This window comes from Burkholderia sp. MBR-1 (genome assembly GCF_013822785.1).
Classification (GTDB): Bacteria; Pseudomonadota; Gammaproteobacteria; order Burkholderiales; family Burkholderiaceae; genus Burkholderia; species Burkholderia vietnamiensis.
Window position 1 is genome coordinate 1,844,097 of sequence record NZ_CP053610.1, and the last position, 14,747, is coordinate 1,858,843.

General features: G+C 67.1%; 10 protein-coding genes. 3 read left to right on the forward strand and 7 right to left on the reverse strand.

Features of this window, described 5'->3' with window-relative positions; translation table 11 throughout:
• Nucleotides 1-21: 21 nt before the first annotated feature.
• The 3 genes from acnD to prpB form a co-directional block, all read right to left on the reverse strand.
• Nucleotides 22-2,616, reverse strand: a complete 2,595-nt coding sequence (acnD, locus tag MBR110_RS22865; RefSeq protein ID WP_011881024.1) for a Fe/S-dependent 2-methylisocitrate dehydratase AcnD — start codon at nucleotides 2,614-2,616, stop codon at nucleotides 22-24.
• Nucleotides 2,617-2,697: 81 nt separating this feature from the next.
• Nucleotides 2,698-3,870, reverse strand: a complete 1,173-nt coding sequence (gene prpC, locus MBR110_RS22870) for a bifunctional 2-methylcitrate synthase/citrate synthase (RefSeq protein ID WP_011881025.1) — start codon at nucleotides 3,868-3,870, stop codon at nucleotides 2,698-2,700.
• Nucleotides 3,871-3,918: 48 nt separating this feature from the next.
• The gene (gene prpB, locus MBR110_RS22875; protein WP_011881026.1) at nucleotides 3,919-4,812 is read right to left on the reverse strand and encodes a methylisocitrate lyase; all 894 of its coding nucleotides are present in this window, start codon (nucleotides 4,810-4,812) and stop codon (nucleotides 3,919-3,921) included.
• Between the two features lie 171 nt (nucleotides 4,813-4,983).
• On the opposite strand from prpB, the gene prpR reads away from it, so the two are divergent.
• Nucleotides 4,984-6,966, forward strand: coding sequence for a propionate catabolism operon regulatory protein PrpR (gene prpR / locus MBR110_RS22880; protein ID WP_011881027.1), 1,983 nt, complete (start codon nucleotides 4,984-4,986; stop codon nucleotides 6,964-6,966).
• A gap of 348 nt (nucleotides 6,967-7,314) precedes the next feature.
• On the opposite strand, the gene MBR110_RS22885 is transcribed toward prpR, so the two are convergent.
• Nucleotides 7,315-8,163, reverse strand: a complete 849-nt coding sequence (locus MBR110_RS22885) for an ureidoglycolate lyase (protein ID WP_011881028.1) — start codon at nucleotides 8,161-8,163, stop codon at nucleotides 7,315-7,317.
• 438 nt (nucleotides 8,164-8,601) lie between these two features.
• Here MBR110_RS22885 and MBR110_RS22890 point away from each other — a divergent pair, with 438 nt between their 5' ends.
• Together MBR110_RS22890 and MBR110_RS22895 are read left to right on the forward strand one after the other, a co-directional pair.
• On the forward strand, nucleotides 8,602-9,426 hold the full coding sequence (locus MBR110_RS22890) for an IclR family transcriptional regulator (protein WP_034193403.1): 825 nt from the start codon (nucleotides 8,602-8,604) through the stop codon (nucleotides 9,424-9,426).
• Nucleotides 9,427-9,830: 404 nt separating this feature from the next.
• Nucleotides 9,831-10,382, forward strand: a complete 552-nt coding sequence (locus MBR110_RS22895) for a hypothetical protein (RefSeq protein ID WP_011881030.1) — start codon at nucleotides 9,831-9,833, stop codon at nucleotides 10,380-10,382.
• A 715-nt stretch (nucleotides 10,383-11,097) separates the two neighbouring features.
• Here the strand turns inward: MBR110_RS22895 and MBR110_RS22900 are convergent.
• The 3 genes from MBR110_RS22900 to MBR110_RS32535 form a co-directional block, all read right to left on the reverse strand.
• Complete coding sequence (locus MBR110_RS22900) at nucleotides 11,098-13,455, reverse strand: GNAT family N-acetyltransferase (RefSeq protein WP_034193404.1); 2,358 nt, start codon at nucleotides 13,453-13,455, stop codon at nucleotides 11,098-11,100.
• Between the two features lie 571 nt (nucleotides 13,456-14,026).
• Complete coding sequence (locus MBR110_RS22905; RefSeq protein ID WP_011881034.1) at nucleotides 14,027-14,323, reverse strand: H-NS histone family protein; 297 nt, start codon at nucleotides 14,321-14,323, stop codon at nucleotides 14,027-14,029.
• A gap of 102 nt (nucleotides 14,324-14,425) precedes the next feature.
• Nucleotides 14,426-14,710 carry a hypothetical protein gene (locus MBR110_RS32535; RefSeq protein ID WP_309486113.1) on the reverse strand — a complete coding sequence of 95 codons (285 nt, stop codon included), beginning with the start codon at nucleotides 14,708-14,710 and terminating at the stop codon, nucleotides 14,426-14,428.
• Nucleotides 14,711-14,747 lie beyond the last annotated feature (37 nt).

Here is a 14,747-nt window from a genome sequence, read left to right on the forward strand (position 1 = left end):
GGTTATCCCTGTGTGTCCGGCTCAAGCCGCTTGCGACGATTCGAGGAAGTCCTGCGCGAAACGCTGCAGCACGCCGCCCGCGTCGTAGATCGACACTTCTTCCGCCGTGTCGAGCCGGCACGTGACGGGCACCTCGACGCGCTCGCCGTCGCGACGATGAATCACGAGCGTCAGGTCGGCGCGCGGCGTGCGTGCGCCGATCACGTCGAACGTTTCGGTGCCGTCGATGCCGAGCGTCTTGCGGTTCGTGCCGGGCTTGAACTCCAGCGGCAGCACGCCCATCCCGATCAGGTTCGTGCGGTGAATCCGCTCGAACCCTTCGGCGACGATCGCCTCGACGCCCGCGAGCCGCACGCCCTTGGCCGCCCAGTCGCGCGACGAGCCCTGGCCGTAGTCGGCGCCCGCGATCACGATCAGCGGCTGCTTGCGGTTCATGTACGTCTCGATCGCTTCCCACATCCGCATGACCTTGCCGTCAGGTTCAACGCGGGCGAGCGAGCCTTTCTTCACCGCGCCGTCGACGACCGCCATCTCGTTGACGAGCGTCGGGTTCGCGAAGGTCGCGCGCTGCGCGGTCAGGTGGTCTCCCCGGTGCGTCGCGTAGGAATTGAAGTCTTCTTCCGGCAGGCCCATCTTGGTGAGGTACTCGCCGGCCGCGCTGGTCGCGAGAATCGCGTTCGACGGCGACAGGTGGTCGGTCGTGATGTTGTCGCCGAGCACCGCGAGCGGCCGCATGCCCTTGAGCGTACGCTCGCCGGCCAGCGCCCCTTCCCAGTACGGCGGACGACGAATGTAGGTGCTCTGCGGCCGCCACTCGTACAGCGGCGCGGCACGCTCGCCTGCGTCGGCCGTGCGCGCGAACATCGGCTCGTAGACCTTACGGAACTGCTCGGGCTTCACGCTCGATGCGACGATCGCGTCGATCTCCTCGTCGGTCGGCCAGATGTCCTTCAGCGTGACGGGCTTGCCGTGCGCGTCGTGGCCGAGCGCGTCCTTCTCGATGTCGAAGCGGATCGTGCCGGCGATCGCATACGCGACGACGAGCGGCGGCGACGCGAGGAACGCCTGCTTCGCATACGGATGGATGCGGCCGTCGAAATTGCGGTTGCCGGACAGCACGGCGGTCGCGTACAGGTCGCGATCGACGATCTCCTGCTGGATCTTCGGATCGAGCGCGCCCGACATCCCGTTGCAGGTCGTGCATGCGAACGCGACGATGCCGAAGCCGAGCTTCTCGAGTTCCGGCAGCAGGTTCGCTTCCTTCAGATACAGCTCGACCGCCTTCGAGCCGGGCGCGAGCGAGCTCTTCACCCACGGCTTGCGCGTGAGGCCGCGCGCGTTCGCATTGCGCGCGAGCAGCGCGGCCGCGATCACGTTGCGCGGGTTGCTGGTGTTCGTGCAGCTCGTGATGGCCGCGATGATGACCGCGCCGTCCGGCATCTCGCCCGGCTTCTCTTCCCACTGGCCGGCGATGCCGCGCGCGGCGAGGTCGGAGGTCGGCAGACGCTTGTGCGGGTTCGACGGGCCGGCCATGTTGCGCACGACGCTCGACAGATCGAACGTCAGCGTGCGCTCGTACTGCGCATGCGCGAGCGTGTCGGCCCACAGCCCGGCCGCCTTCGCGTACGTCTCGACCAGCTTGACCTGTTCGTCGCTGCGGCCGGTGAGGCGCAGATAGTCGGTGGTCTGACCGTCGATGAAGAACATCGCGGCCGTCGCGCCGTATTCCGGCGCCATGTTCGAGATCGTCGCGCGATCGCCGAGCGTGAGGCTCGCCGCGCCAGCGCCACGGAATTCCAGATAGGCGCCCACCACCTTTTCCTTGCGCAGGAACTCGGTCAGCGCGAGCACGACGTCGGTCGCGGTGATGCCGGGCTGACGCTTGCCGGTCAGCTCGACGCCGACGATGTCGGGCAGGCGCATCCACGACGCGCGGCCCAGCATCACGTTCTCCGCCTCGAGGCCGCCCACGCCGATCGCGATCACGCCGAGCGCGTCGACGTGCGGCGTGTGGCTGTCGGTGCCGACGCAGGTGTCCGGATAGGCGATGCCGTCCTGCACCTGGATCACCGGCGACATCTTCTCCAGGTTGATCTGGTGCATGATGCCGTTGCCCGGCGGGATCACGTCGACGTTCTCGAACGACTTCTTGGTCCACTCGATGAAGTGGAAGCGGTCCTCGTTGCGACGATCCTCGATCGCGCGGTTCTTCGCGAACGCGTCGGGATCGAAGCCGCCGCATTCGACGGCGAGCGAGTGGTCGACGATCAGTTGCACGGGCACGACCGGGTTCACCTTCGCCGGGTCGCCGCCGCGCTCGGCGATCGCGTCGCGCAGGCCCGCGAGGTCGACGAGCGCCGTCTGGCCGAGGATGTCATGGCACACCACGCGCGCCGGGAACCACGGGAAGTCGCGCTCGCGCTTGCGCTCGATGATCTGCTTCAGCGAATCGGCGAGGATCGCCGGGTCGCAGCGGCGCACGAGGTTTTCGGCGAGCACGCGCGACGTGTACGGCAGCGTGTCGTAGGCGCCGGGGGCGATCGCGTCGATCGCGGCGCGCGCGTCGAAGTAGTCGAGCGACGTGCCGGGCAGAGGTTTGCGGTAGGCGGTATTCATGATGTGGGGCGGAATTCGGGATGAAACGTTGCGCGCGCGCCGGACGCCCGCATCGCGGACGCCGGCGCGCGCGGCGGCATGTCAGCGCTTGTCGATCGGCACGAACTGCAGATCTTCCGGACCGGTGTAGTTCGCGCTCGGGCGGATGATCTTGTTGTCGATGCGCTGCTCGATGATGTGCGCGCTCCAGCCGGACGTGCGCGAGATCACGAACAGCGGCGTGAACATCGCGGTCGGCACACCCATCAGGTGATACGACACGGCGCTGAACCAGTCGAGGTTCGGGAACATCTTCTTCGCGTCCCACATCACGGACTCGAGGCGCTCGGCGATGTTGTACAGCTTCAGGTCGCCCGCTTCCTTCGACAGCTTGTGCGCGACGCCCTTGATCACCTTGTTGCGCGGATCGGAGATCGTGTAGACCGGATGGCCGAAGCCGATCACGACTTCCTTGTTCTCGACGCGGCGGCGGATGTCCAGTTCGGCTTCGTCAGGCGAGTCGTAGCGGCTCTGGATGTCGTATGCGACCTCGTTCGCGCCGCCGTGCTTCGGGCCGCGCAGCGCGCCGATCGCGCCGGTGATCGCCGAGTAGATGTCCGAGCCGGTGCCCGCGATCACGCGGCCGGTGAACGTCGATGCGTTGAACTCGTGCTCCGCGTACAGGATCAGCGACGTGTGCATCGCTTCGACCCACGACTTCGACGGCGCCTTGCCGTGCAGCAGGTGCAGGAAGTGGCCGCCGATCGAGTCGTCGTCGGTTTCCGTCTCGATGCGCTTGCCGTTGTGCGAGAAGTGATACCAGTACAGCAGCATCGAGCCGAGCGACGCCATCAGGCGATCGGCGATGTCGCGCGCGCCCGGCAGGTTGTGATCGTCCTTCTCCGGCAGCACGGTGCCGAGCACCGATACGCCGGTGCGCATCACGTCCATCGGGTGCGCCGACGCCGGAATCTGCTCGAGCGCGGCCTTCAGCGCGTTCGGCAGCCCGCGCAGCGCGCGCAGCTTGGTCTTGTACGCAGCCAGCTCGGTCAGGTTCGGCAGCGTGCCGTGTACCAGCAGGTGCGCGATTTCCTCGAAGTCGCACGATTCGGCGACGTCGAGAATGTCGTAGCCGCGGTAGTGCAGGTCGTTGCCGGTCCGGCCGACCGTGCACAGCGCGGTGTTGCCGGCCGTCACGCCGGACAGCGCCACCGACTTCTTCGGCTTGAATCCGCCTGCTGCGGCCGGTGCTGCTGCGTCTTTCGTCTCACTCATGTTTACATTCTCCAATGGGGATGCGTGTGTCGGGTCGCGCGGGCCGCGTTACTTCTTGCCCTGCGCGAACAATTGGTCGAGCTTCTGCTCGTATTCGTGATAGCCGAGGAAGTCGTACAGCTCGGCGCGCGTCTGCATCGTCGGCACGGCAGCCTTCTGCGTGCCGTCGCGGCGCAGCGTCTCGTAGAAGTTCAGCGCCGCCTTGTTCATCGCGCGATACGCGCCGCAGCAGTACAGCGCGATGTCGACGTTCGCTTCGCGCAGCTCGTCGAGCGTGAACAGCGGCGTCGAGCCGAATTCGGTCAGGTTCGCGAGGATCGGCACCTTCACGGCGGCCTTGAAGCGGCGATAGTCGTCGAGCGTCTTCATCGCTTCCGGGAAGATCATGTCGGCGCCGGCTTCGACGTACGCAACCGCACGCTCGATCGCCGCGTCGATCCCTTCCGCCGCGGCAGCGTCGGTGCGCGCCATGATCACGAACTGGTCGTCGGTGCGCGCGTCGACTGCGGCCTTCACGCGATCGACCATTTCCTCGACCGGCACGACTTCCTTGCCCGGACGGTGGCCGCAGCGCTTCTGGCCGACCTGGTCCTCGAGATGCACGGCTGCGACGCCGGCCTTGATGAACGAGCGCACCGTGCGCGCGATGTTGAACGCGCCGCCCCAGCCCGTGTCGATGTCGACGAGCAGCGGCAGGTCGGTCGCGTTGGTGATCCGGTTGGCGTCGATCAGCACGTCTTCCATCGTGCTGATGCCCAGGTCGGGGATCCCGAGCGAATTCGCCGCGACGCCGCCGCCCGACAGGTAGACGGCCTTGAAGCCGACGGCCTGCGCCATCTTGGCCGCGTATGCGGTGATCGCGCCGACCACCTGCAGCGGCTGCTCGGCCGCGACTGCCGCGCGAAACTTCGCGCCGGCGCTTTGAAGATGCGTGTTGCTCATGAACGGCCTCCTGAAGGAATGCCCATTAACAGCAAGGACCGGGCCAGCGCACCATTCCACCGCTAACCCACTGATTCTTAAGCAAGCGGCGCGCGGCACGATTCATCGGTCGATTTCATTTCAGCGCCTTTGTGTTTCAAAAATGAAATGCCACGCGCATAATCGATCGTCATGGACCTCTCCTCGACCACGCCCGCCGGCCCGACCGACCGCGCGGTGCGCCCACGCATCTGGGCGATGGGCATCAGCCGGCTGCGCGACCTGTTCCGCGAGATCGCCGGCGAATTCGACGAACGCGCCGACGTGCGCATCGTCACGCGCGCGTACGAAGACGCGCTGAGCGCGATCGCCGAGGCCGGCACCGCGCGGCCCGACGTGATCGTCGCGGCCGGCTCGAACGGCGGCTTCCTGAAAACGCGCGCGCAGGTGCCGGTGGTGGTCGTGTCGCCGACCGGCTTCGACGTGATGCAGGCGCTCGCGCGCGCGCGTCGGGACGCGACCCGCATTGCGCTCGTCAGCGCCGGCGAGACGCCGCCCGAAGTGCGCCGCTTCGTCGCCGCGTACGGGCTCGACGTGCAGTTTGCGTCATATCAGTCCGCGCAGGAAGCGGAGGCGTGCGTGCACGACCTGCACGACCGCGGCATCGAGACGATCGTCGGCCCCGGCCTCGTCACCGATCTGGCGGCGAGCGCGGGCATGGGCGCGGTATTCCTGTATTCGCACGCGTCGGTGCGTCAGGCGGTCGAGACCGCGCTCGAAGTCGCGTATGCAACCCACGCCGAGGCGTTTCGCCGGCAGCGGCTCGACAACCTGCTGCAGCATCTGCGCGACGGCGTCGTCGCGCTCGATGCGCGCGGGCGGGTCGAGGCGATCAACGAGCGGCTCGCGTCGGCGCTCGGAGTCGAACCCGCGGCGGCCGTCGGCCGCGCGCTCGTCGATCTCAGGCCGGAGCTGCGCACGCTACGCGGCGAAGACGGCGATGCGCTCGCGACCGTGCGCGGCGTGAGATACGTCGTGCATCGCGGGCCGCTCGTCGATCGCGGCGTGACGTCCGGCAGCGTGCTGACGTTCCAGGAGTCGCGCGCGGTGGAGCGGCTCGACCGCGCGCTGCGTTCGCAGCCGAACACGCAGCAGTTCGCGGCGCGCTACACGCTCGACGACGTGATCGGCGCGTCCGCGCCGATGGCGCGCGTGCGCGACCTCGTGCGCCGCTACGCGAAATCCGACGCGACCGTGCTGGTGCTCGGCGAAAGCGGCACCGGCAAGGAGATGATCGCGCAGAGCCTGCATGCGCTGTCGGCGCGGCGCAATTACCCATTCGTCGCGGTCAACTGCGGCGCGTTTCCGGAGGCGCTGCTCGAAAGCGAGCTGTTCGGTTACGAGGAAGGCGCGTTCACCGGCGCGCGGCGCGGCGGCAAGACGGGGCTGTTCGAGGCCGCGCACCGCGGCACGCTGTTTCTGGACGAAATCGGCGAGATGCCGCCGTCGCTGCAAAGCCGGCTGCTGCGGGTGCTGCAGGAGCGCGAGGTGATCCGCCTCGGCTCGACCGAGCCGATCCGGATCGACGTGCGCGTGATCGCCGCGACGCACCGGCCGTTGCTGGCGGCCGTCGAAGCCGGCACGTTCCGCGCGGATCTGTATTACCGGCTCAACATCCTGAACGTGGGCCTGCCGCCGCTGCGCGAGCGCGCGGCCGACATCCCGGCTCTTGCGGCGACGCTGCTCGTACAGGCCGCGCAGCGCGAGCCGCGGCTCGCCGAGCGCATGCGCGAGCCCGGCGACGCGCTGCGCGTGCTCGGCGCGACGCAATCGACGCTCGCGCGCTATCGATGGCCCGGCAACGTGCGCGAGCTGCAGAACGTGATCGAGCGGATCGCGGTGGAACTAGCCGAGGAAGCCGACGAGAACGATCTGACCGCCGCGTGCCCGGCGCTCGCGCCGGACGCGCTGCGGGCGATCGCGCCCGAGCTGTTCGCGGCGCCGGTCGAGGCCGCGGACGACGACGATGCGCGCACCCTGCACGCGCGCCGCCGTCGCGCGGAAGCCGACGAGATTCGCGCGGTGCTGGATGCGTGCGGCGGCGATCGCGATCGCGCGTGCGCGATGCTCGGGATCAGCAAGACGACGCTGTGGCGCAAGCTCTCGGGTAAGTGAGGCGGGGATGTGGGGGATCGCGGTGCTGTAGCGGCCGGATGCGGGCGCGGGTTGTGGGGTCGGGGCGTTGAAGCGCGATGAATTCCGGCCGGGGCGGCTGTTCTGTTCTTCAGGGCGCCGATGAATTGATGTCGGCGGGCGGCGTTCTGCAACCGTGTTCTGCAGTCGGTGGCCAGCGGTCGAGGTTGAGCGGCAACCGTCAGCGGCCGGCATTCGACGATCGACGTTCAGTCCTCGATATTCGACGCTTCGCGGACGGCACGCGGCGGTAGACGTTCAGCGGGCAATGGGCGCTGGGCACTGCGAATTCGGCATTCGCCGTTCACGCAGCGCCCCACGCGCCGACCGCTACCGTGCGTTGCGCGTGTGCTGCAGTTGCTCGCCGAGCCCTTCGATGCCGAGGCGCAGCGTCTGGCCGGCCTTCAGGAACACCGGCGACGGCTTGATGCCCATGCCGACGCCCGGCGGCGTGCCGGTCGTGATCACGTCGCCCGGCTGCAGCGTCATGCAGGTCGACAGATACGCGACCAGTTGCGCGACGGTGAACACCATCGTGCGCGTGTTGCCGTTCTGATAGCGGTGTCCGTCGACCTCCAGCCACAGGTCGAGGCGTTGCGGATCGGGCACTTCGTCGCGCGTGACGAGCCACGGCCCGATCGGCCCGAACGTGTCGAAGCCTTTGCCCTTGTCCCACTGACCGCCGCGCTCGAGTTGCCACTCGCGCTCGGACACGTCGTTGACCACGCAATAGCCGGCGACGTAGTCGAGCGCGCGCGCTTCGTCGACGTCCTTGCAGGTTGCGCCGATCACGACGCCCAGTTCGACTTCCCAGTCGGTCTTGACCGAACCCTTCGGGATTTCGATGTCGTCGTTCGGGCCGCAGATCGAACTCGTCCACTTGCCGAACACCACCGGCTCCTTCGGGACGGCCATGCCGGCTTCGGCCGCATGATCCGCATAGTTCAGCCCGATCGCGATGAACTTGCCGACGCGCGCGACGCACGCCCCGATGCGCGGCTGGCCCGCGACGAGCGGCAGCGCGGCCGGGTCCAGCGCACGCAGGCGCGCGAGCGCGGCGTCGGACAGCGCGTCGCCGGCCAGATCCGGCACATGCGCGGACAGGTCGCGAATCCGGCCTTGCGCGTCGAGAATACCGGGCTTTTCCTGGCCGGGCGGGCCGTAGCGAAGCAGTTTCATCGTGCTGAACCTCTTGGTGGCGAATGTGACAGGATACCGGCCGACGACGACGCGCGTGCGCACCATCGATGACCCGCCGCTCTTTGTACCATCGGCGGCTGGCGGTGGAATGGCGCGCGACGGATACCGACTATTGGTGCGACCGCAGAGATTACGTTGCAGCGGCGGATACGCCGACGCGGTCGGCATGGCGGCCGCCTCTCGCGTCCTTCGACGCTGAAAGATGAATATCCAGTATTTCTTATGACCCTGTCATCGCGAACGGCACCTGAGCCGTTCATGCCCGATAACGATCGGTAAAAAACACGCTGCATCGCACACTGAATGTTGTCGGGCTCGCGCGGATGGCAGTCATATCCGCGCGCGGCTTCGCGACGCCGCGTGCACGTCCGCCAGCGTGCGTCGCCCACCGATCGGCAACTCCCTGACTTCCTACACATGACGCTAACTACTGACAACCCGCTCTCCAACAGCGACGCACTGGAGTCGACGGGCGCAGCCGACCGCTATCGCGCGCCTGCGCTCGACAAGGGCCTCGACATTCTCGAGCTCCTGTCGGAACAAAAGGAAGGATTGACCCGCACCGAAATCACGAGGGAACTTGGCCGCAACGCGAGCGAGATCTACCGGATGCTCGAGCGGCTCGTCGCGCGCCGCTACGTGATGCGCTCGAGCGGCGGCGACCGCTACACGCTGAGTCTGAAGCTGTTCGCACTTGCACACCGGCATCCACCTATGAGTCGGCTGATCGCGGAGGCGTTGCCGCTGATGCATCGATTCGCTGACGCAGCCGAACAGTCGTGCCATCTGACCGTCTACGATCACGGCAACCTGCTCGTGATCGCGCAGGTCGACGGCCCCGGGCCGTGGTGTGTGTCGGTGCGGCTCGGCTCGCGCATCGCGCTGGCCGATACGGCGTCGGGACGCGTGATGCTGTCGTTCCAGAGTACCGAGCAGCGCGCGCACATGCTGGCCGAGCATCGCAAGGTCAAGGGCGAAGCGCCGATCGACGAACAGGAGCTCGCGCAGGTATGTCACGCCATTCGGCAGTCCGGCTACTTGCGGCAGGACAGCCGCCAGGCGTATGGCGTCACCGATCTGAGCGCACCGATCGTCGGCCCGTCGGGTCATTCGATCGCCGTGCTGACCTGTCCGTACATGCGCCGGATCGATGCGCACACGGCGCCGTCGGCTGACGCGGTCGCGGCAAGGCTGCGGGAGACGGCCGGTCAGTTGTCGATGTGGCGGGCGGGGAGTCGGTGAATGGGGGGGACGGCGTAAAGGGCGGTGGGTGGAGTGAGCGGTTGAGCGGTTGAGCGGTTGAGCGGTTGAGCGGTTGAGCGGTTGAGCGGTCGTTCGGTCGTTCGGTCGTTCGGTCGTTCGGGCGTTCGGGCGTTCGGGCGTTCGGGCGTTCGGGCGTTCGGGCGTTCGGTCGTTCGGTCGTTCGGTCGTTCGGGCGTTCGGTCGTTCGGGCGTTCGGGCGTTCGGGCGTTCGCCGGTTCGACCGGGCGAGCCGCGCCGATACGATGCACGGCGATACGGCGCCTGTTCCCGCCAGCATTCGGACGATCGTTCCCGGACGCGCAAGTACTGCGCGTCCGGCGCTACGCTAGAATAACGGCCCTCTCAAAAACGACGGCGGCCGGCAGTTGCGGCCTCCGTATCCGATGAATGTCATGGCCAAACTTCTGAACGATCAAGAATTCCAGCGTTTCTCCGAACTTCAGCAGAAGCAGGCAAGCTTCACGATCACGCCCGACGAAGCGGACGAACTGCGCGACATCGTCGCGCGCGCGCAGAAGAAGCGCGACGATCGCGCCGCGGCGATGCTGGCGATCGAAAGCTATATCGAGCAGTTCGACATCACGCCCGACGAACTCTTCTCGCCCGAGCAGATCGGCGAGGCCGCGCGCACCTACGGCCTCATCACGGCCACCAAGAAGGAACGGACGCTGCCGCCGTCGATCACGTTCAACGGCAAGCCGTACCAATGGACCAAGACGCTCCCCGACGACGTGCGAGCCGCGCTGTTCGACGCGTTCACGTCCGGCGAGTCGGTCAAGCGCTTCATCGCGATGCCGAAGGACACTGCGCGCTGCGCGCTGACGATTGCTCGCCTCGAGCGCGAAACCGGCGGCGTCTATGCGGACGCCCACCTCGACGAACTCGCGATCACGCGCGACCAGGTGAGCGACGCGGCGACCAAGCTCGCCGTGTAAGGGCAGTCGCCCGCCCGCTGCGTGCAATCGCGGAAGCGCGCAGCGCATTGGCACGCTTCGCGGCGCATGCGACGCACACATCGCACGCGGCCGCATCGGCGCGGCACCGGTACCTGCCGGCGCCGCGTCAGCCCGAGCGCTGGTCGCTCAAGGTCCCGAAAAGACTCACTTCAGCCTCCCGAAAACGCTCACCTCAAGCCACTGGCGGCACCAATCCGGCGGTCCGAACGTCCTCTCCGGCACCTCGCACAGACGCTCTCCATTCACTCCCGAAAAGCCTCACCAGGCCTTCCTGAAAGGGCTCACCGCCAGTTCCCGGGAAGGCTCACCGACAGCTCCCGTATCGACTCACCAAGCGTCTCCCGGAAAAGCTCACGTGAAGGCTCCCGTAAAGCCTCACCTTTGAGTTTTTTCAGGCTGGAGATGCATGCGACATGCAGCACGTGCGCACCGATACGCCGCGAAAATCACCGGGATACCGCACTCGCCTATAGATTCGGCACACACCATCGTCGAAACGAAAACCCCGGTGCGTTCTGCCTTGTTTTGGGGGCGAGCCACCGAAACGGCTCCCATGCTCGTTCCGATCGCCACAGCCGAGAACATTCGCCCAGACGAACCGCCGCACCGACGACGCACGCATGGCCGACATCGCACGCGCCGGTGCCAACTGCACGCGATACCCACATACTTTTCGACACTCGACGCCTCGCGACTACGGTTGCAGCTTCATCTTGAATCCGACCACGCCAGGCTCCTCCGTCGGCGACACCGCGAACCCGCACGACTTCGCGAGCGAGATCATCGCCGTGTTCTCGCGCAGCGCCTCGCCCACCATCCACGCGGTGCCGCGCGACCGTGCGTATTCGATGATGCGCATCATCATCAGCCGCCCGAGCCCCTTGCCCTTCTGATCGGGCCGCACCGCGATCGCGAACTCGGCCGTCTCGTTGTCGGGATCGGCAACCGCGCGCGCCACCGCGAGCGTATGCGACCGGCCCGATGCGTCGGTGAGCGCCACGATGAAAGCCATCTCGCGGTCGTAGTCGATCTGCGTCATGCGCGCGACCTGCGAATGGTCGAAGCTGCGTACCGCGCCGAAGAAGCGCATCCGCAGATCGTCCGGCGTCATCGCGCCGAGCAGCTCCTTGTGCGCGTCCTCGTCTTCAGGACGAATCGGACGGATGGTCACCGTTTCGCCGCGCCATTCGAGCGTCTGCTCAAGGTGACGCGGATACGGCATGATCGCGAGCCTGCTGCGCCCGGCCGCGAGCGTGATGCGCGGCGCAACCACATACGTGCGGTCAGACAGCACGCGCAGCGTGACCGACATCGCGACGACCTCGCGCACGTCGCACACGGCCTGCGACAGCGCCGTCAGCGCGCCCAGCGTGGGCTCGACCGGAGCGCGGCGGGCATACGGCGAACGCTCCATCACCGCGCGCGCAAGAACCGTATTCAGCGGCGGCAACCCGTACACAACGAGCGGCGCCGATACGCCGTCGGCCGGCGGCACCGCATAGCGGAACACCGGGCCGAAATTCGAATCGTCGTACATCTCGATCGTCACGTCGACGACCTTCGCGCCGGCCGACGGCTCGTCCGGCTCGCCATGCAAGCCAAAGCGTGACAGCCAATGCAGCGCCGCTTCGCCGGCCAGCTCGTGTTCGCCGGCTTCGACCATGCGGCGTGCGTCAGCCTGCGCGGACGCGACACGCTCGGCCGGTTGCAGTGGCGTACCTTCGGGCGTCTGCATCAGCAGTTCACGGCCGAGGTTGTAGTCGACCAGCCGCGCATAGGCGCGCGCGAGCCGCTGCGGCGTCGTGTGCACCGGGATGCCATTTGCGTGCAGCGCGTCGCGCGTCGCCGCATCGACCGCACCGAAGAAGCACGCGAGGATGCCGCGATGCGCATGCTGCCGCGCTTCGATCAACGTGCGCGCAACGGCCTCGGCCGGCGCGCTGTGAGACGTCGAATGGACGACGAACAGCGTGCCCGTTTGCGAGTAGGGCGCGAGCGCCTTGACGGCCGCGCCGAAATGCTCGGGACGCGCGTCGTCGCCCAGCGTGAGCGGGTTGCCGGGCACCGCAACGTGCGGCAGCGCGGCCGACACCGCCGACGTCACCGCTTCCGGCCAGTTGGCCAGCACGTCGCGCACCTGCGCGACCGCATCGACCGCGAGTTTCGCGACGCCCGCATCGCTGGTCACGAGGGTTGCCGCGCCGCGCGCGGTGACGCGCCCGACGCCGAGCGTCTCGATCTCGTCGAGCAGATCGTCGAGCGCATCGACGCGGACCATCCCGGCGCGCTGGAAAGCCGCCGTATACAGTGCGTCGCCCGGATCGCCGCGCCCGGTACGCAGCGCGAGCACCGGCTTGTTGCGCGCGGCCGCGCGCGCCGCCGACATGAACTTGCGCGCGGCGCACACGGTATCGAGTTCGAGCAGGATGGCGCGCGTGCCGGGATCGCTGGCGAGGTAGTCGAGCACGTCGCCGGCATCGACGTCGGCCTCGCTGCCGAGCGCGACGACATGCGAGAAGCCGAGCCCGCGCGCGTTGGCCCAACCGAGCACCGCATTGGTCAGCGCGTTCGATTGCGACACCCACGCGACGCCGCCCGAGCGCGCCGTATAGGCCGGTGCGCCGAAATGTGCATGCCGCGCGGGCGACAGCACGCCGAGACTGCCGGGCCCGACGATACGGAGCACGAACGGCTTCGCGGCCTTGAGCGCCCGGTCGAGTGCGGCGCGATCGGCGTCGGTTCGTGCATCGCCGACGATCACCGCCGCACGTGTACCCAGTTCGCCGAGCTTATGCACGATGCCGGCCCACGTGGCGGGCGGCGTGCAGATCACGGCGACCGACGGCGGCGCGGGGAGCCGCTCGACATCGCCGATCACAGTGTGCCCGCCGAGCTCTCGGTACTTCGGATTGACGGGCCACACGGGCCCTTCGAACCCGCCGTCGAGCACGCGCGCCCATACCATCGCGCCGACACTGCCCGCGCGCGACGATGCGCCGACGACCGCAACGGACTTGGGCTGAAACAACGCATCGAGATGGCGAACGGTCACATCGACTCCATACGGTAACGAAAGACGGCCCGGCCGGTGCACGGCCCGAATGGCCACGCGCCGGGCGACGCGAACTCCAAGCATAGGCGAACCGGATGCGGCTGCCTATATGCCGATCGGCCGACTGTGCGATGCGCATCAAGGCCGGCAACATGCGCTTGCACTCGACGCATTCACACATTGCAACGAGCGCAGTGGGCGACACGCGACGGCGCGGCGCATCCGTCAGAGGTGAGGATTTACAGGAGCCATGGTGAGCAGATTCGGGAGCCCTATCGCGAGGCGGCGCAATGCGCGAGCGGTGATGCGTGCGCGCTGCACGTCAGCACCGCGAAGATCGCAAATGGCCGTGCGCCTTGCGACGCGAATTACGCGCTCGTTTACCGCAATTCGCCGCCAAATCCACGGCAATCGCGACGAATGTGTGAAACGCGCTCTTTTAATCGCGGGGAGTTGCCGTTCGATACGCGATGCCGAATCGCGCGTCGGCGGCCCAAAAACAAAACGGTGCGAGGGCCGTGGGGCCGCTCGCACCGTCAGTGACCGCACGAAAGGTGAGGATTTCCGGGAATCAGTCCTTGATCAGGAAACGCGCGCGGTTCTTGCCGAGCCAAGCCGGCGCACGGCCGCGGCCGCTCCACGTTTCGCCCGTCTTCGGATTCAGGTACTTCGGCGGCAACGCGCGCTTCGGCTTCGCGGCGGCGCGCTTGCCGGCCGGGAGGAAACCGAGCTCTTCCGGCGTAATGTCGAATTCCTCGATTTTCGCCCGAATGGCGGCAATTGCATCGGCAATCGCCTTTTCGCGTTCCTTGTCGATCTTTTGCTGAAGTCTTTCGAGTTGCGCAGTCAGTTGCCTGTAGGTCGCCATATGGATGGGACTCCGTGAGTGTTATTCATGAAAAATAGCCGACTCCAAGCGAATAGAAAAGCGCTTTACCCGATTACGTCCCATCGTGCGATCGTATCGGGCTCAATAATCGCCTTTCTTCTTGCATGCGAAGAGAAGATTTCGCACAGCGTCATCGGTCGATTGCTGGAGAACGTCGAATTCCCCGCTGCAGATGGCTCGGGCATTGTCCGTGCAATTGCTCCAGTCGCTGCCGGTGCATTGCACCTGCGTAGTCGGGCGTCCGTCCGCCGTGAACAACGGCGCCCCGCCTCCGCACCCGCCGAGCCCCGTAACCAGGACCAACAATCCAGCCTGACGCCAATGCGTTCCAGGCCACCGACAGACCGACGCAAGCATGTGTTTCATTGTTCTTTCCGTCAACCAATTTTTTAATGCCGCGAGT